General features: G+C 62.5%; 18 protein-coding genes and 1 tRNA gene. 7 read left to right on the top strand and 12 right to left on the bottom strand.

Annotation, left to right across the window (positions count from 1 at the left end; genetic code table 11):
* Positions 1–131 precede the first annotated feature (131 nt).
* The 11 genes from CKO35_RS11385 to rnr all read right to left on the bottom strand — a co-directional run bounded on the left by CKO35_RS11385 (position 132) and on the right by rnr (position 12297).
* Positions 132–1364: a glycerate kinase type-2 family protein gene (locus CKO35_RS11385; RefSeq protein WP_200176168.1), complete on the bottom strand. Its 1233-nt coding sequence runs from the start codon at positions 1362–1364 to the stop codon at positions 132–134.
* Positions 1365–1382: 18 nt separating this feature from the next.
* Entirely contained in the window at positions 1383–2588 is a 1206-nt protein-coding gene (locus tag CKO35_RS11390) for an O-succinylhomoserine sulfhydrylase (protein ID WP_200176170.1), read from the bottom strand.
* 203 nt (positions 2589–2791) lie between these two features.
* Complete coding sequence (locus CKO35_RS11395) at positions 2792–4030, bottom strand: EAL and HDOD domain-containing protein (protein WP_200176172.1); 1239 nt, start codon at positions 4028–4030, stop codon at positions 2792–2794.
* Between the two features lie 51 nt (positions 4031–4081).
* On the bottom strand, positions 4082–5161 hold the full coding sequence (alr, locus tag CKO35_RS11400; RefSeq protein ID WP_200176174.1) for an alanine racemase: 1080 nt from the start codon (positions 5159–5161) through the stop codon (positions 4082–4084).
* Positions 5161–6555 carry a replicative DNA helicase gene (dnaB, locus tag CKO35_RS11405; protein WP_200176176.1) on the bottom strand — a complete coding sequence of 465 codons (1395 nt, stop codon included), beginning with the start codon at positions 6553–6555 and terminating at the stop codon, positions 5161–5163. The genes alr and dnaB overlap by 1 nt, the downstream gene beginning before the upstream one ends.
* Before the next feature lie 118 nt (positions 6556–6673).
* A complete protein-coding gene (gene rplI / locus CKO35_RS11410) occupies positions 6674–7126 on the bottom strand; it encodes a 50S ribosomal protein L9 (protein WP_200176178.1) in 453 nt (150 codons plus the stop codon).
* Positions 7127–7189: 63 nt separating this feature from the next.
* Positions 7190–8098: a DUF2232 domain-containing protein gene (locus CKO35_RS11415; protein WP_200176180.1), complete on the bottom strand. Its 909-nt coding sequence runs from the start codon at positions 8096–8098 to the stop codon at positions 7190–7192.
* Between the two features lie 43 nt (positions 8099–8141).
* The gene (gene rpsR, locus CKO35_RS11420; RefSeq protein ID WP_090208543.1) at positions 8142–8366 is read right to left on the bottom strand and encodes a 30S ribosomal protein S18; all 225 of its coding nucleotides are present in this window, start codon (positions 8364–8366) and stop codon (positions 8142–8144) included.
* Between the two features lie 35 nt (positions 8367–8401).
* The gene (rpsF, locus tag CKO35_RS11425) at positions 8402–8815 is read right to left on the bottom strand and encodes a 30S ribosomal protein S6 (RefSeq protein ID WP_200176182.1); all 414 of its coding nucleotides are present in this window, start codon (positions 8813–8815) and stop codon (positions 8402–8404) included.
* An 86-nt stretch (positions 8816–8901) separates the two neighbouring features.
* A complete protein-coding gene (rlmB, locus tag CKO35_RS11430) occupies positions 8902–9675 on the bottom strand; it encodes a 23S rRNA (guanosine(2251)-2'-O)-methyltransferase RlmB (RefSeq protein WP_200176188.1) in 774 nt (257 codons plus the stop codon).
* A 3-nt stretch (positions 9676–9678) separates the two neighbouring features.
* Positions 9679–12297 carry a ribonuclease R gene (rnr, locus tag CKO35_RS11435; protein ID WP_200176194.1) on the bottom strand — a complete coding sequence of 873 codons (2619 nt, stop codon included), beginning with the start codon at positions 12295–12297 and terminating at the stop codon, positions 9679–9681.
* Positions 12298–12405: 108 nt separating this feature from the next.
* Here rnr and CKO35_RS11440 point away from each other — a divergent pair.
* The 7 genes from CKO35_RS11440 to CKO35_RS11470 all read left to right on the top strand — a co-directional run bounded on the left by CKO35_RS11440 (position 12406) and on the right by CKO35_RS11470 (position 17246).
* A tRNA-Leu gene (locus CKO35_RS11440) sits at positions 12406–12492 on the top strand.
* Between the two features lie 137 nt (positions 12493–12629).
* Positions 12630–14138 carry a DUF6538 domain-containing protein gene (locus tag CKO35_RS11445; RefSeq protein WP_338031789.1) on the top strand — a complete coding sequence of 503 codons (1509 nt, stop codon included), beginning with the start codon at positions 12630–12632 and terminating at the stop codon, positions 14136–14138.
* A 1830-nt stretch (positions 14139–15968) separates the two neighbouring features.
* Positions 15969–16184: a helix-turn-helix domain-containing protein gene (locus tag CKO35_RS11450; RefSeq protein ID WP_274600835.1), complete on the top strand. Its 216-nt coding sequence runs from the start codon at positions 15969–15971 to the stop codon at positions 16182–16184.
* A gap of 13 nt (positions 16185–16197) precedes the next feature.
* The gene (locus CKO35_RS18460) at positions 16198–16344 is read left to right on the top strand and encodes a KilA-N domain-containing protein (protein WP_200176216.1); all 147 of its coding nucleotides are present in this window, start codon (positions 16198–16200) and stop codon (positions 16342–16344) included.
* A gap of 22 nt (positions 16345–16366) precedes the next feature.
* Entirely contained in the window at positions 16367–16591 is a 225-nt protein-coding gene (locus CKO35_RS18465; protein ID WP_420870757.1) for a KilA-N domain-containing protein, read from the top strand.
* A complete protein-coding gene (locus CKO35_RS11465; protein WP_200176203.1) occupies positions 16575–16964 on the top strand; it encodes a KilA-N domain-containing protein in 390 nt (129 codons plus the stop codon). Before CKO35_RS18465 ends, CKO35_RS11465 begins: the two co-directional genes overlap by 17 nt.
* A gap of 57 nt (positions 16965–17021) precedes the next feature.
* Positions 17022–17246 carry a hypothetical protein gene (locus CKO35_RS11470; RefSeq protein ID WP_200176205.1) on the top strand — a complete coding sequence of 75 codons (225 nt, stop codon included), beginning with the start codon at positions 17022–17024 and terminating at the stop codon, positions 17244–17246.
* A 146-nt stretch (positions 17247–17392) separates the two neighbouring features.
* Here the strand turns inward: CKO35_RS11470 and CKO35_RS18235 are convergent, their stop codons facing one another.
* Complete coding sequence (locus CKO35_RS18235; protein WP_274600833.1) at positions 17393–17524, bottom strand: hypothetical protein; 132 nt, start codon at positions 17522–17524, stop codon at positions 17393–17395.
* Positions 17525–17643: the final 119 nt, after the last annotated feature.

Raw genomic sequence — 17643 nt, forward strand, 5'->3', positions numbered from 1 at the left:
TCCACACCGTCACACTCGTCACTCCCGACGTCCCCCACGCCTCCGTCATTCCCGCGAAAGCGGGAATCCAGTGACGGACCGAAGGGGGCACCTTCAATTCTCCCCGGAAAACAGGAGCAGGCAAAACACATCTAACAGCCACGTCTGATACCGATCACCAGATCCATCACATTGGTGCCGGTCGGCCCCGTGGTCACCAGATCACCACAGGCCTTGAGCACCACATGGGCATTGGCGCCTGCCAGGGCCTGTTCCACATCCAGCCCCAAGGCCCGGGCCCGGCTCATAGTCCCGGCATCCACCAGGGCACCGGCCGCCAGGGTATTGCCGTCGGAACCATCAGTGCCGGCAGCCAGCAGGGCAACACCGGGATGCCCCGCCAGCACCGGGGCCGCCGCCAGCGCCAGGTGCTGGTTGCGGCCGCCCAGTCCAGGATCGGTCGGCAAGGTGACCGTGGTCTCGCCGCCCCAGATGTGGATGCCCGGCGGGCCGGCCAGCAGTTCCCGGGCCAGACGCTCACCGCAGACTGCCGCCTCGCCGCGGAGAAATTCCCCATGGAGGGTTACTGCCCTGCCGCAGCGTTCGGCCGCGGCCGCCGCGGCATGGCAGGCATCCCGCAAGGTGGCGATCACGTGGACCGGGACGGCCACCCCTGGCGTATCAGTGCAATCCGGCACCCGGGCCACCATCGCGGCCACCCACTCACGGACGCCCGGAGGCAACTCGGGCAGGGGACGCACCACTGAAGGCGGCACCAGCAGACCGGAGCCGATCACCGCCGGATCATCCCCGGGCACATCCGAGATCAGATAGGCTTCGGTACGGCGCTGTCCCAGCCGGCTGCGCAGGCGCCCACCCTTGATGCAGGAGATGGCGGCACGTACCCGGTTCATGGCCACGATATCCAGACCGGAACCCAGCAACCAACCATTGATGCGCTGCAGTTCTTCCAATCCGGCTCCCGGCGGCAGCACCTCCACCAGAGAGGAAGTCCCGCCGCTGATGAGGAACACCAGATGCCCCTGTTCGGGGGTCAACCGGATGAAATCCAGCAAACGGCGGCCGGCCAGCAGACTGTCGCCCCCCGGCAGGGGATGATCCGCCTGCAGACAGATGAATCGCTGGTCCCGTGACAACAGGGGATCGTCATGGCCGTGCCGGGTGATCACCAGAGCGCGGGTCAGACGTTCTCCCAGGGCCATGCGCGCGCCCTCTGCCATGGCGGCAGCGGCCTTGCCGATGGCCACCAGATGGACCGGTTCCCGCCCCTTGAGACGCCCCAGGGCGCGACGGACCACCATGCCGCCGTGGACCTCCGCCAGGGCGGCATGGAAACAATGCAGCAGGCAGTCCCGATCACGCATCGGCGGACAGTGACGGTTTCAGCACAGACGGTCCAGCCCCCGGGCCAGATCGGCCTGGATATCCGCCGGATCTTCCAGACCCACCGCCATCCGCACCAGCCCTTCGCGAATGCCCTGCTCCACCCGCTGCTCCGGCGTGATGCGGCCGTGGGTGGTGGTGGCCGGATGCGTGATCGTGGTCTTGGCATCCCCCAGGTTGGCGGTGATGGACAGCATCTGCGTGCTGTCGATGACCTGCCAGGCCGCCTCCCTGCCGCCCTTCACCTCGAAGGCGACGATGCCGCCGAAGGCTGCCTGCTGGGTCGCGGCCAGGCCATGCTGGGGATGGGAGGCCAGACCGGGATAGTGCACCCTCTCCACCGCCGGATGCTTTTCCAGCCAGTGGGCCAGGGTCAGGGCGGATGCACTATGGGCCCGCATGCGCAGGGGCAGGGTTTCCAGCCCCTTGTGAAAGACCCAGGCATTGAAGGGACTCATGGTGGGTCCGGCGGTGCGCAGGAAACCGAAGATCTCCTTGCCCACCCGCTCCGCATCCCCGACCACCGCGCCGCCCACGCAGCGGCCCTGCCCATCCAGGTACTTGGTGGCGGAGTGAATCACCAGGTCCGCCCCCAGGCTCAACGGGCGTTGCAGCACCGGAGTACAGAAACAGTTGTCCACCGCCAGCAGGCAGTCGTGGGTATGGGCCAGCTCCGCCAGGGCACGGATGTCCACCAGTTCGGTGAGTGGGTTGGAGGGGGTCTCGGCGAACAGCATCCGGGTATTGGGGCGCAGGGCCCGAGCCCAGGCCTCCAGATCCGACAGGGGTACATAGCTCACCTCGATGCCGAAGCGGGTGAGGTAGTTGCTGAACAGGTTCGTGGTGGAGCCGAACACGGACCGGGACGAGATGATGTGGTCCCCCGCCCTGAGCAGGGACAGGCAGGTGGACAGGATCGCCGACATGCCGGAGGCCGTGGCCACGCAGGCCTCTCCACCTTCCAGCGCGGCCAGCCGGTCCTGGAAGGCGCGTACCGTGGGATTGGTAAACCGTGCATAGATGTTGCCGGGCGTTTCGCCGGCAAACCGGGCCGCCGCCTCGGCGGCGCTGGCAAAGACGAAGCTGGAGGTGGCAAAGATGGGATCGGAATGTTCCTGTTCAGCCGTGCGGGTCTGACCGGCACGAATGGCCAGGGTATCGAAACCGGGATCACGGGAACCGGGGGTATCCAGAGGATGGGACATGGGCACTCCTGTAACACCCGCCCCGTCGGGCAAATAAAAAGGCCCGGCAAAGCAGGTCGTCACCCGCTTTAGCCGTATTTCTTGAGCGCCCGCAAGCTGGAATCAAATCGGCGCTGTCCGCTTGCCCGAAGACATCGGGACTCGGCGGACGCCGGCCCCGGGGCAAGGGATCGTTTCGATTCTGAAAAAATGATTGCGAAGTGTCAATGCCTGGACTTTCCCGACAGGGATACGGACAAGGCCGCCTCCGCCCATCGGCCCGCCTCCAGTGTTGCATCACTGATGTCCTGGATGGAGAGACCGGCAAAATCCGCCGCCTCGAAATCCCCCTGTTCACAGGCCCGGACACAGTCCAGCGCCTCGGCCATTGTCCCCGTACCCCGCAACAGGGCCGTCTTGACCCCATCCCCCAGGGGGAGCGGCTGAATGATCTGCTCCAGGGGACGCTCCATGATCAGATCCAGGGCGGAAAACAGGCCGCAGGTGAAGTAGTTTTCCACCGGCCCCTGCCCCGCCAGACGGGCAAGACGCTCACACAGGGCGGCACGTTCCAGGGCAAGCTGTACCAGACCGTGGGGGCGATCCCCCAACCCCCGCATCACCAGCAGGCAAGCCCAGGTGGCCAGCTTGTGACGTCCGAGGATCAGGATCGCCCGGGCCAGGGAGTCCACCTTCCGGCTCAAACCGAAGAAAGGCGAATTGATGAGCCGCAGCAGCCTGACTGCCAGGCCAGGGTCCTGGGCTATGAGATGCTGCAGTTGGTTGACGTCCAGTTCCGGATCCTGGAGCCTGGCCATGAGACGAAGCACGGCGAGCTTGCCCACCTCCAGACCAGGAGACCTGAAGACCCTGGGTCGGCTCAGGAAATACCCCTGAAAATAGTCAAACCCCAGATCCCGAAGAAATTCATAGTCTTCCAGGGATTCCACTTTTTCGGCCACCATGCTGACATCATGCTTGGCAAGCAGCCGGTAAACCGAGCGCAGGTAGTTGGGGTTGGCCTTGAGTGTATCCACCTTGACCTGGTGCACCATGGGTAACAGGCGCTCTCCAGCCCCTCCGGGCTTGAAATCATCCAGGGCAAGGACGTACCCCCTGCCGGCCAGCCGCTTGAGGGTCACCAGGGTGGCGTCATCAACCGACAGATCGGACGGCAGATCCAGGATCAGACGTCCGGCCGGCACGTTCATCGATTCCAGTTCCCTGAGCAACCGCGGGGTCAGATTGATGGCTGCCAGACGGGTCCCCACAAGGATGTCGAGTCCACCTTCACCAAAGACACTCAGGATGACATGGGATGTGGCCGCATCGCCGCTGATGGCCGAATGAAGGCAGGAGGGTGAACGGAAAAGCAGCTCATAGGCATAGACGCCCAGATTCCGATTGTAGATGGGCTGCCGGGCGATATAGGTGCCGCCAACGCTTGAAGCCGCATTATCCATTGAAACCAGAGCATCCTCAGCGATCCAGAGTCTGCCGGGTACGACATGTACCTAACAGGTTGTCACATGCACACGGTCATGCACCCGGCACAGCAAATCATAGCCGATGGTCCGTGCCGCCGCCGCCACTTCATCCACCGGCAATCCCTCGCCCCAGAGCGTGACCACATCCCCCACCTGAACCGTTTCCAGGTCCGTCAGGTCAACGGTGATCATGTCCATGGATACGCGGCCGATGAGGGGCACGCGCTGCCCGCGCACCAATACAGGGGTACTAGAGGGGGCGTGGCGGGGGTAGCCGTCGGCATAGCCGATGGCGGCGACCCCAACCCGGGTGTGCCGTTCACTGCGCCAGATGGCACCGTAACCCACGGCGTCTCCCGGGTTCAGGGCATGAATGGCAATCAGCCGGGTATTCAAGGTCATCACCGGGCGCAGCCCCAGATCGGCCGCGGTACGCCCCGCCAGCGGCGAGCCCCCATAGAGCATGATGCCGGGACGGACCCAGTCGGCATGGGCATCGGGCAAGGCCAGGATGGCGGCGGAGTTGGCCAGGCTGCGCTCGCCGGGCAGATGCCGGGTGGCAGCCTCGAACCGGGCCAGCTGGGCGGCATTCTCCGGGCGTTCCGGCGCGTCGGCGCAGGCCAGGTGGGTCATCAGCCCGGGCACCGCGGTCACATTGGGGTCGGAGGTCAGCGCAGCCACCAGCTCGGCGGCCCGCGATGGGGCAAACCCCAGGCGTCCCATGCCGGTATCCAGTTTCAGCCAGACCCGTACCGGGCGATGCAGGCGGGTGGCCGCCAGCAGGCGCAGCTGACTGTCCTCGTGCACGGTCACGGCCACATCGAGCTGGGAGGCGGCGCGCAGATCCCGCTCGTCCTTGAAGCCCTGCAGAACGAGGATGGGCTGGTGGTATCCGGCCTCACGCAGGGCGGAGGCCTCGTCCAGACAGGAGACCGCCAGGGCGTCCACCCGGGAGGCCAGACATTCGGCCACCCGGAGCATGCCGTGGCCATAGGCCTCGGCCTTGATCACGGCCATGATGCGGCTCCCGGGAGCCGCTTCCCGGGCACGGTCCAGGTTGGCCAGAAGATGACCGAGGCACAGGCGCGCCGTGGCGGTTCTTCTCACTAGAAACCCTCGTTGGAGTAGATTTCGGGCACGTAATTCTCAAAACGGGTGTACTGCCCCAGGAAGGTCAGTCGCACGGTGCCGATGGGGCCGTTACGCTGCTTGGCGATGATGATCTCCGCCGTGCCCTTGTCCGGACTGTCATCGTGGTAGACCTCATCCCGGTAGATGAAGACGATGAGATCCGCATCCTGTTCGATGGCGCCGGATTCACGCAGATCCGACATCACCGGGCGTTTGTTGGGACGCTGTTCCAGGCCTCGATTGAGCTGGGAAAGGGCGATCACAGGGACCCCCATTTCCTTGGCCAGGGCCTTGAGGCCACGGGAGATCTCGGAAATCTCGTTGGTTCGGTTCTCCGAACTGCCGGGTACCTGCATCAGCTGCAGGTAGTCCACCACAATGAGGCTGAGTTGCTTGTGCTCTCGCATCAGCCGGCGACAGCGGGAACGCAGGTCGGAAGGAGACAGCGCCGGGCTGTCGTCGATATACAGCTGTGCCTCGGACAGCATGGACACGGCACTGGAAAAACGCGGCCAGTCGTCATCTTCCAGACGCCCGGTACGCAGACGCTGCTGATTGATCCTTCCCAGCGAGGAGAGCAGACGCATGGACAGTTGCTCGCCGGGCATTTCCATACTGAACACCGCCACCGGCGACTTCTGCTTCAGCGCCGCATATTCGGCGATATTCATCGCGAAGGTGGTTTTGCCCATCGACGGGCGTCCCGCCACGATCACCAGGTCCCCAGCCTGCAGACCGGAGGTCATTTCGTCGAAATCGTCATAGCCCGTGGACAGGCCGGTGATGGGATTGTCCCGCTCGAAAAGCAGTTCGATGTGCTCCACGGTGGACTTGAGCAGGGTACGCATGCCGCGAAAACCCTGACGATTGCGCGCGCCCTGCTCGGCGATCTCGAATACCCGCCGCTCCGCCTCGTCCAGCAGTTCCCGGCTCTCCCGGCCCTGGGCATTGAAACCGCTGTCGGCGATCTCCGTGCCCACACTGATGAGCTGACGCAACACCGAACGCTCCCGCACGATGTCCGCATAGGCACGGATGTTGGCGGCACTGGGGGTGTCCTTGGCCAGCAGGCCCAGATAGGCCAGGCCACCGGCCTCCTCCAGCTCGCCGTGCGCCTCCAGGCGCTCGGAAATGGTCACCACGTCAAAGGGGGCCTGCCGGTTCGCCAGTTCGGCAATGGTACGGAAAATCAGACGATGATCATGACGATAGAAGTCCACCTCGGCCACATGGTCGGAGACCGCGTCCCAGGCATCGTTTTCCAGCATCAGGCCACCGAGCACGGCCTGCTCGGCTTCAATGGAATGGGGGGGAATCTTGAGGGCTTCGGTCCCGTTGCGGGACGCGGTGGCGCGGGGCTTTTCGGGCATGGTCAGGACACCACTGGACGTGACGACAGACGTTCGGGATCTGTCTTGATCACCCCGGACCCGGACCGGTTCCGGCATGGGTCCCGCGGGGCATGAAGCCCCGCGGGCGGTGCGGCAATTACTCTTCCACGCCTACCACGACCACCTTCAAGGTGGCATTGACGTCGGTGTGCAGGTGCACGGCCACTTCGAACTCACCGGCATGACGCAGGGGGCCTTCGGGCAGACGTACTTCGCGCTTTTCCAGTTCCACGCCAGCGGCCTTGGCGGCATCGGCGATGTCGTTGGTACCCACGGAACCGAACAGCTTGCCTTCGCTGCCGGCACGGGCACTGATGGTCAGGGTCATGGCTTCCAGCTTGGCCTGACGGGCCTGAGCAGCGGCCAGAGACTCGGCGGCGGCCTTTTCCAGCTCAGCGCGGCGGGCTTCGAACTCGGCGATGTTGGCCTCGGTGGCAAACTTGGCCTTGCCCTTGGGCAGCAGGTAGTTACGGGCGTAACCGGGGCGCACGCGCACCTTGTCGCCCAGGCTTCCCAGGTTTTCCACCTTTTCGAGAAGAATCACTTCCATCGGTTTATACCTCAGTCAAAGATCAAATACGTTATCTGCCGGGAGGCACGGGATGCGCAGGCATCAGGGGGCGTCATTACCCGCATGCGCAATCCGTCCACGGAGATCCACGAAGCTGTCCACCATCCCCAATGTGGCCAGGACGACCATCATCTGCGGCAGGGCAAAGGCCATCACCACATAGGTCATCACCAGCCACAGGCGGCTCAGGTTCAGCTTGCGATTGATCCCGTGAATCACCGCCAGCCCGTGCAGGAAAAAGGCGGCCAGAAACACCAGGGACAACTCGAACATCAGGGTCATGCCGGCAAACAGCCCCAGCACCAGCAGCACCAGCAGCAGGATGGCCGGAACCCGGCCCATGCTCAGCTGATGAAACTCCTGGGCAAAACCGCCGGGGTTGTAGAGCACCGACTGCCAGTAACGGGCCAGCACCAGGGAGAGCGACAGCGCCAGCAGGGAGACGGCGGCCAGCATGCCCGTCATCACCGCCGCGGCCTGCCTGAAGGCCTCTTCCCGCTCCAGGGTCGTCATGCCCGACTGGTCGAACAGGGGACCGACGGTCTGCTGCAGCACCGAGTACCACATCTGAGTGATGTCGGGAATAGACAGATGCAGCATCAGTACCACGCCACAACCGATGACGATACCGCTGACCAGCGTGATGGCCCAGGACAGGGTGCTTCGCAGCACATAGGCCAGGGCCAGGGCCGGCACCCACTGCACCAGGGCGGTCACCAGACCCACCACCGGCGACAGCCCGGCAATCCAGCCGATCAACCCCACCACCACCGCGGCCAGGGCCACCACCGCCAGGGCCTGTTGCGGACCCACTCGCAGGGTCACCAGGGCCACGGCGGCACTGCTGATCAGCGCCAGGGGCGGAATCAGCAGGCCGATCACGCCAAAGCCGACGGTTGCGGTTACGGCCCGCAGCCGGCTTTGCATGATGAATGATGCCAGTTGCCTCATGGTCTCACGCACCCGCGCCCTGGGGCGCGGATGTCTGACGTCCTCAGTGGTTGTCGGAGTACGGCAGCAGGGCCAGGAAGCGGGCGCGCTTGATGGCGGTGGCCAGCTGACGCTGATAACGGGCACTGGTGCCGGTGATGCGGCTGGGCACGATCTTGCCGGTCTCGGTGACGTAGTTCTTCAGGGTGTTCAGGTCCTTGTAGTCGATGAACTCGACCCCTTCGGCACTGAAACGGCAATACTTGCGACGACGGAAGAAACGGGACATGGTCTATCCTCGGGATGATTCAGGTGAACAGTGGCTCAGTTCGAAGCAGCGGACGGACGATCATCGTCATCGGAATCGTCGTCATCGCTGTCGTCGGAGAAGGAAGAGGATGAGCTGGAGTCATCATCGTCCCGGTTCTTGGCCAGGGGGGAGACCTCGGTGAAGGCACGCTCCATGCGCATCACCAGGTGACGGATCACGGCGTCGTTGAAGCGGAAGGCACTGACCAGTTCTTCCAGGGCGCTTTCCGGGCACTCCACGTTCATCAGCACGTAGTGGGCCTTGTGCAGCTTCTGGATCGGGTAGGCCAGCTGACGGCGGCCCCAGTCTTCCAGGCGATGGATCTCGCCCTCGGCCCCTTCGATGATGCCGCGGTAGCGCTCCATCATGGCGGGGACCTGTTCACTCTGGTCCGGATGGACCATGAATACGATTTCGTAATGACGCATCTTCAGATTTCCTTGCGGGTGACAGCCTCCCGACCAGCGGTGAGGCAAGGTGGATCTCCGGGAACGCCCCGGAAAAGAGCGGAATCTTAGCCTTTCGGGGCGGTGGAAGCAATCCGGCGCTGCCTCACCGCCTCATACAGACAGACTCCGGCCGCCACCGATACGTTCAGGCTCTCCACCTGTCCCAGCATGGGCAGCTTCACCAGGGCGTCACACCGCTCCATGGTCAGCCGCCGCATGCCCTTGCCTTCCGCCCCCAGAACCAGGGCGGTGGGGCCGGCAAGATCGGCGTCATACAGATCCCCGGTGGCCTCGCCGCTGGTTCCCACGATCCAGATGTTGAACTCCTTGAGCAGATCCAGGGTGCGCGCCAGATTGGTGACCTGGATGAATGGTACGCTTTCGGCGGCACCCGAAGCCACCTTGCGCGCCACCGGGGTCAGGCCGGCGGCCCGGTCCCGGGGCGCGATTACGGCCGTGACGCCCGCCCCGTCCGCGGTGCGCAGACAGGCTCCCAGGTTATGGGGATCGGTCACCCCGTCCAGCACCAGCAGCAGCGGCACCGTGGCGCTCCCCTCCAGCCCCATGAGCAGATCGGGCAGATCCCGCTCGCCCAGGGCCGCCACCGGTTCCACCGTGGCGATGACCCCCTGGTGACGGGCTTCACCGGCCACGGCTTCCAACTCCCGGCGGGCCACCCGGCGGACACTCACCCCGGCCTGGGCAGCCAGTTCCAACAGCGCCTGCACGCGCCCGTCCACCCGCCCTTCCTGGATGCGCAGTTCGCGCACCCGGGAGGGACTGCGACGCAGCAGGGCGTCCACCGCATGCAGACCAAATACACTCTCATTGGCTGACATGTCTTACTCCGAACGCTTGCGCCGACGGCGACGGGAGGACGAAGACCTGGATTTCTCTGCCGGCTCGGACTTCCCGGCGGTGCCCGGTGCCGGTCCGGCGGCCTTTGCGGTCTTTGCGGTCTTTGCGGTCTTTGCGGTCTTTCCGCGGGCCTTCTTGCCGGCTTGCTTGTCGGTGGCGGCAGGCACCTCCTCCGGCACCGGCTGCACCGACGGCTTGTCCGCTGCATTCTCCACGGGCTTCCGGTTCGACCGGCGACGACGGCGTCCCGACGACGGCGCCGCCTCACCGGACTCACCCATCCCATCGGGCGGAACCGTCGCCTCCGTGGCGACAGGCGCGACCGCAGTCTCCGATTCCTGCCGACGACCCTTGCGCCGACGGCTGCGGCCCGACTTGCGGCCTTCACCCTCTTCGCTCCGGCCACGCCGCTCCCCCGGACCGGGCTCATCCGGCACAAAGTCGATCTTGCGTTCATCCAGGTCCACCCGGGCCACCTTCACCCGCACCGGATCACCCAGGCGATAGACCCGGCCGCTGCGTTCACCGCTCAGGCGATGGCCCGCCGGATCGAAGTGGTAATAGTCATTGGACAGGCTGGTGACATGCACCAGGCCTTCCACGTAGATGTCCTTGAGTTCAATGAACAGACCGAAGGAGGTCACGCTGGTGACCACCCCGTCGAACACCTCGCCCACCTTGTCCAGCATGTACTCGCACTTGAGCCAGGCCGTCACGTCCCAGGAGGCCTCGTCCGCCCGGCGTTCCCGCATGGAACAACTTTCCCCCAGGGACACCATGTCGATATGGGCGTAGCTGAAATCCTTGGGCTTGCCGCCGTCCAGCACATGGTGAATCGCCCGGTGCACCAGCAGGTCCGGATAGCGGCGAATGGGCGAGGTGAAGTGCAGGTATTCCTCGTGGGCCAGGCCGAAATGTCCCAGATTGTCCGGGGCATAGACTGCCTGGGACAGGGACCGCAGCAGCGCGGTCTGCACCAGTCGGGCATCGGGCCGATCCTTCACCTGCTCCAGCAGGGCCGAAAAATCCGCCGGCGCGGGCTCGTCGCCCCCGCGCAGATACAGGCCAAGCTCGCCCAGGAAACGACGCAGGTCCTCCAGCTTGGCGGGCTTGGGCCCTTCATGCACCCGGTACAGGGTGGGCATGCGCTTGCGCTTGAGGAAACCGGCCGTGGCCACGTTGGCGGCGATCATGCACTCTTCGATGATCTTGTGTGCATCATTGCGCTCATAGGCCACGATGCGCTCGATCTTGCGATCCGCGCCGAAGATGATACGGGTCTCTGTGGTCTCGAAATCCACCGTGCCCCGGGTATCCCGGGCCTTGCGCAACAGCTTGTAGAGACCGTAGAGATTTTCCAGGTGAGGCACCAGGGATTCGCGGCGACGGATGGTGTCGGCCTTGCGCTCCACCAGGATCTCGGCCACCTCGGTATAGGTGAGACGGGCATGGGAACGCATCACCGCCTGGTGGAACCTGGCATCCTTGATGCGGCCGCGGGAATTGACGGTCATCTCGCAGGCCAGGCAGAGGCGGTCCACTTCCGGGTTCAGGGAGCAAAGGCCGTTGGACAGCACCTCCGGCAGCATGGGAATGACCCGTTCGGGGAAATAGACGGACGTGCCCCGATTCCGGGCTTCCAGGTCAAGGGGATCGCCCGGCCGCACATAATGGGCCACATCGGCGATGGCCACCCAGAGCTTGTAGCCCCGGCGCCCCAGGGACTCACAGTACACGGCATCGTCAAAGTCCCGGGAATCCTCACCGTCGATGGTCACCAGGGGCATGTCCCGCAAATCCAGGCGTCCTTCCCGGGCCTTTTTGGGCACCTTGTCGGAAAAGCCCTTGATGGCTTCCAGCACCGCCTCGGGCCATTCGAACGGCAGACCGTGAGCGCGCACGGCAATGTCGATCTCCATGCCGGGGGCCATGTGCTCTCCCAACACCTCGACGACCTCGCCGATGGGGCGGGTGCGCTTGGTCGGCTGCTCCTTGATACGAACCGTGACGATCTGGCCCGGCTTGGCCTCACCCATGGATTCCGGCGGGATCAGGATGTCCAGGGGCATGCGCTTGTTGTCGGGGGCCACGAAACCGATCCCGCCTTCCATGGCCAGGCGACCCACCACCGTCTCGGTATTGCGCTCCAGCACCTCGATGATGGCCCCTTCCCGGCGCCCGCGGCGATCGATGCCGATAACCCGGGCCACCGCCCGGTCGCCGTGCATGAGGGCACGCATCTGGCGGGGAGACAGGAACAGATCCTCGCCCGGTTCGTCGGGGACCAGAAAGCCGAAACCATCCGGGTGACCGATGACCCGGCCGCGCACCAGATCGGACTGATTGACCGGCAGCCAACCGCCGGCACGGTTGCAGACCAGCTGACCGTCCCGTTCCATGGCCCGCAGGCGACGACGCAGGGCCTCCAGATCCACCTCTTCTTCCAGACCGAGGCGACGGGCCAGGGGATCAAAACCGATGGGGCCATCCGACTGGTCGACCACCTGCAGGATGAGTTCTCGACTGGGGATGGGGTGTTCGTATTTGCGGGCTTCGCGATCGAAGTGGGGATCCTGGGGCAAACTCTTTTTCTTTTTTGTCATGTACAGGCCGATAAATTTTTTTGGCGGAGGTGTTGACAACACCTCCGGCGGGTACTAATATGGCGTCTTCAGCTGAGACGCAAGAGCAACACGCTTCTCACTGAGATTGCCGAGGTGGCGGAATTGGTAGACGCGCTAGTTTCAGGTATTAGTGGGGGAGACCCCGTGGAGGTTCAAGTCCTCTCCTCGGCACCAATCATACCCGATCCCCTTGAATAAGCAAGGAATATGGGTGCATCAAGCTCTTGGCTTCCTGTGGTGGTACAAACAGGAGGTACAGGAGCTTTATGTCGTTCACGATGGCTCACCCGCAAAAGCACCCGAAGACTGGCATGTATTGGGCACGGAAGGTAGTGCCCGCTCACCTGCGCCCGATTGTCGGCAAGCGTGAGCTGAAGCTGACCCTTCAGACCAAGTGCCCACGGGAAGCCCGGAAGCGATTCCCACAAGTCCTTCACCAGTTTGAAGCGATGCTCAAGGCTGCCGAACACGCCCTGCACCTAGGCGCTGATGATCTCCAGTCCTTCGCCACGGAGTATTACCAGGCCCGCCTGAAGCAGCTTCTAGATGAAGCCCGAAGGAATCACTGGTCCCTCGACGATCACGAAGCGATGCAGTACAGCCTATCGCTGGTGCCGGACAAGGGCCGGGATGAAGATGAACAGCATCAGTCCGTGGTGGACTGGGGTCTCCCCCGTGCCAAGGCGCTGATGGAATCCGCTGGGCTGACCCAGGGCAACCGGTTCACGATCCCTCAGCCCTTCATGGAAGCCCTTGCTCAGACGCTCTACAGGATGGAACACAAGGCGCTCCAGGCCGCTGAACGTGAGCAGCACTACCCTCACCTGCCCCCGCCTGAAGACACTCCCAAAGCGGCTCCTGTGCGCCCACTGGAAGCCCGGTCCTTCGATGCCCTGTGGGATTCCTACAGCAAGGCGAACGTCCACCTTTCCCCCAAGACGCTGGAAGACTGGGGGAGGATGTGGAGCCACTTCGGCCAATGGGCCGGTGAGACTCACGCTCCCGACCAGATCACGCCACAGACCCTCCTGAGATACGCTGAGGCTGTCCGTAATGGCGCAGGTCTCAGTGGAAGATCCTTGTCAGCCAAGCGGGTGAATGAGGGCTACCTTGCAGCGATCTCCACCGTGTTCCGCTGGGCCTCCAGACCGGAACGGGGATTGCTCCAGACCAACCCCGCAGAGGCGGTGAAGCTGCCCGTGCCTCGCAGTGAGCAGGGACCAAGGCGAAGGGGATACACCCGTGAGGAAGCTGGGACGATCCTCAAGGCTGCCCGTGGTGAGACCGAGCGGGCCTATGTCCGGCGGACCCCGTGGCTGCTTGCGTTCACCGGTGCCCGTGTCTCGGAAATCCTCAACGCTCGGGTAGCGGACATAGGTGAGACCCAAGGCATTCCGTTCCTCTGGATCAGGGAGACCGAAGACACCCGACTCAAGAACACTTGGTCGAACCGCTGCGTCCCCCTTCACCCTGCCCTCGTTGATGAGGGCTTTCTTGAGTACGTCGCCAGCCTCCCCAAGGACGACTTCCTGTTCCCCGGGGACTGGGAGGACAAGCATGGAGATCGAACCAAGACCCCTGCCAACAGGCTGCGGGACTGGCTCAACAAGGCCTTGCCCACGATGAAGGGCCAGGGGCTAGCTCCCAACCATAGCTTCCGCCATTGGTTGATCGGGGAACTGCGGGAAGCAGGGGTCGATGGCGACATTCAGAGGCAACTTACCGGCCACAAATCAGGGGCTGATGTTCACTCCCGGTACGGCCCTGCCGATATCCCCCGGTTGCATCGAGCAATTATCAAAGTGAAGACCCCCGTGTAGCCCTCATGAGGAACTAACAATTTACTTTCAGGCATGGCCTTTGGAAACTAACAATCTACTTTCAGGAATGGCCTTTGGAAACTAACAATCTACTTTCAGGAATGGCCTCTGGAAACTAACAATCTAGTTGTCATTGAGGGACACCCCCGGATGTTATACCGCAAATTTTTGAGAGGTCTACCGTAAAGTCCCATGCCCCGGGTTCCCCCGGTACCCACCCTCACGGGGGACGCGAGTTCGATCTCAAGGGGGGCGGGGGTGTCGTTCCCCTCTCAGGAGCCATGGAGAAGCCCTCTAAGCGACGATCAGGCTCAACCCTATGCCTACCTACAGGGCCAGCCGGGAGGACGGCTCACAGGGGACGAGAGCGGCTGAGGGAGGCTCAGGGGTTCACTGTTGTTTTTCTGCAACAGTCTGCCTCTGCATCTGTGGCACCAGCCGGTCCGCTCAGCCGGTCCACTCAGCCGCTCCACTCAGCCGCTCCACTCAGCCGGTCCACTCAGCCGCTCCGCTCGGCGATGCAGCGAGAGGGAGCCTCAGGGAGCCTCAGAGATCCACGGAGAAGCCCTCCAAGCGACGATCAGGCGCGTCCCTATGCCTACCTACTGCCCAGCCATGAGGGCGCCTGAGAGAGGCTCAGAGAGGCTCAGAGAGGCTCAAGGGGTTCCCCTTCCTCCACACCCCCGGTCACACCCTCGGGGGAAGACTCAGCGGCACTGGGAGGTGTAAGTCCTTGATTCCACTAGGTCGTAATTCTTAGGCCGTATCAGAGAAAAGATATCGACTCACCCAGCTCACCCACCCCAAGACGAGGAACCCTCTGAGTAACCCCCGGGGGAAGACTCAGCGGCACTGGAGCGTAAGTCCTTGATTCCACTGGGTCTCAATTCTTGGGCTGTATCAGAGAAAGATACCAGCTCACCCATCCCATCCCAAGACGAGGAACATGAGATATTCCAAAAAGTGCTCATCGGTAGCTCACAAAGAATACTAAAAGAAAGACTATAGATAACTTCAGAATCTCATATAGAAAACTCAAGATACTGAAAGTGAATCATATAGATCCCCTGAATACAGACTATAGATACTACTTCCAACAACTACTTCCTACTTCCAACTAGAGAAAGACTTCTCTAGACCCCATCAGGACTCCTGAAGATACCGACCAGATGATGATGGTCGATTGAATCAGGTCCACCTGATGTAGCCTTCACGATGTCCGAATATCGGCTGAACATCCTGCCCTTCAGGATTCCATTCGGTTCTACCGTGAAGGCTCCTCGCTGAGTTCATTCCAGCATGGGTTAGCACCCCGGCTGAAGCACCCGGCCTTGAGTAGTGCTCTATCCCCCCAGCAGAATCATCTGGACTCCCATTCGGGAGATCGGGAGGTAGCTCTCTCTCGGTCGCTGCTTCGCTCTCCACTCTCGACACTACCGAGAGGAAGACGCTGGACAGCAAGGGACTGGCAAAGCCCTGCCCCCCTCCTTCCTGCTCACCTGCTCTCCTGCTTCGCTGCGTCCTCGTCTCAAGCTCCCTCTGGTCTCTCTCTCTCTCTCCTGTCAGGGGGATCATCATGGTGGGTCATGTTCTCGTCCAGAGGGGAACTTGAGAAGGACACAGAGGCAATGACAGCAGATGAAGGAGGAGGAGGTAGGGCTGAGCCTTCATCAACCAAAGACCCCCCTCTACCTCAAGGCACCCTCAAGGCTCTCAGCTAGTCCCCTTGCGGACCCGTTGCGACGGACAATCTCAAGGTAGGACAAGCAGGTAGCTCTGAGACGCGCTGTGAGCCACGCAAGGCCGGAGGCTAGGGGGTAGAACCAGCACCTGGAGGCCGTGGGTAGCATCAGCAATATCGAGGCCCAGGCCATGTACAAGTGCCGCGCCCTGCCTCGCCGCATCGCAGACCTGAAGGCGGCTGGTGGTTTAGCCAAGGATAAACCCGCCAACTGGCTCCAGAACAAAACCACACAGGACTTGGACGAGGAATTAACTTATGGAAATCCAGAAATTAAACCCATGACCGTGAAAGCAGGACGGTGAAGGCCGCTACTGCCTGAATGATCTACACAAGGCTGCGGGTGGTGTTCCTAAAGACCGTCCGTATGAGTGGTTACGCAACAGTAAAACTAAAGAATTACTGATGGAGTTCGAAACGGGAAATCTCGTTATTAAACCCATGACCGTGAAAGCAGGACGGTGAAGGCCGCTACTGCCTGAATGATCTGCACAAGGCGGCTGGTGGTGAGGCGAAGCATACACCTGGCCGCTTCACCATTACCGAGGCGTGTACTGGATTGGTTGGTGAGTTATCCCGAAATCAGGATAAGTCGCCTATATCTTCTCGTCGAGGTATGGGCACTTACGTCTGCAAAGAGCTGGTCTATGCCTATGCCATGTGGATCAGCCCCGCCTTCCACCTGAAGGTGATCCGTGCGCCAGGACGGTGAAGGCCGCTACTGCCTGAATGATCTACACAAGGCGGCCGGTGCGGTTTCCCACCAACAGCCAGCTAAGTTCTTCGCCAACCAACAGGCCAAAGATTTGATCTCCGAAATCGGAGAACAAACGGCGGTTAGCGTAGTGCGCGGTCGCGGCAAAGCGCAAGGCACTTACGTCTGCAAAGAGCTGGTCTATGCCTATGCCATGTGGATCAGCACCACCCTCACCTCCCGGTTGAACGCAGAGGCTGAACAGTCGCGTGTTCAGTCAGGGAGAGCAACCCACCTCCAACCACCGCAGCAGTACCCACACCACCTCACCGGAATCCGTTTGAGACTGGCCCTGAGTCTGCCCTCCAGTTGCAGCCAATTCCGGGGCTGATGCGACCCTCTGGACCAGACTTCAGGGCCAGCCTCAAGCGGGATGGAGAATCATCTCATGTCGCACAATCACAACAACGATAATCACACCCTGTTCATCGCTGCCCTGGCTGGTTCGATTGCTGGTGCTGGTCTGGCGTTTAGTCACCCCGGGTTCACCACAGGCACCACAGGCACCACAGGCACCACAGGCACCACTGCTGCGGTTGCCCCCGGCGAACTCATCGTGCAACTGCGGGAGATAGACCAGAAGCTAGACCGGATGCTTGCCCCACGGCATTGACTACCAGAGGCGGAACGCAGAGGCTGGGCGCTCACTCAGCCACCTTGCTGCCCAACCCCCTAAGCAGGTAACCATCCACCATCGAAGAAGGCTTGGGAGGGGGGTATATGATGAATACCCCCATCCTCTACCTCAGCCGCTGGCGCTCAGCCCTCCAGGGCACCCCCACGCCAGTCCTTGAAATACTCCCACCGGCCTAGCTTCAGGAACATCCAGCCCCGGCATATCTCCAGTTCTGCCAGAGTGCTGCCCATTGCCGTGCCAATCTTGATGCTCATGGTAAACCCCCCCCCCGCTGGCAAAGTAGTTGGAACCTGACCTGCTGTTAGAATCTTAAACCCTGAAGGGGGCGACGAGAGGGTTCCGATGAAGTACTCCGAAGAACGCCGGGAAGCAG

The sequence above is a fragment of the Ectothiorhodospira shaposhnikovii genome, from assembly GCF_016584105.1.
In the GTDB taxonomy this organism is placed as follows: Bacteria; Pseudomonadota; Gammaproteobacteria; order Ectothiorhodospirales; family Ectothiorhodospiraceae; genus Ectothiorhodospira; species Ectothiorhodospira shaposhnikovii.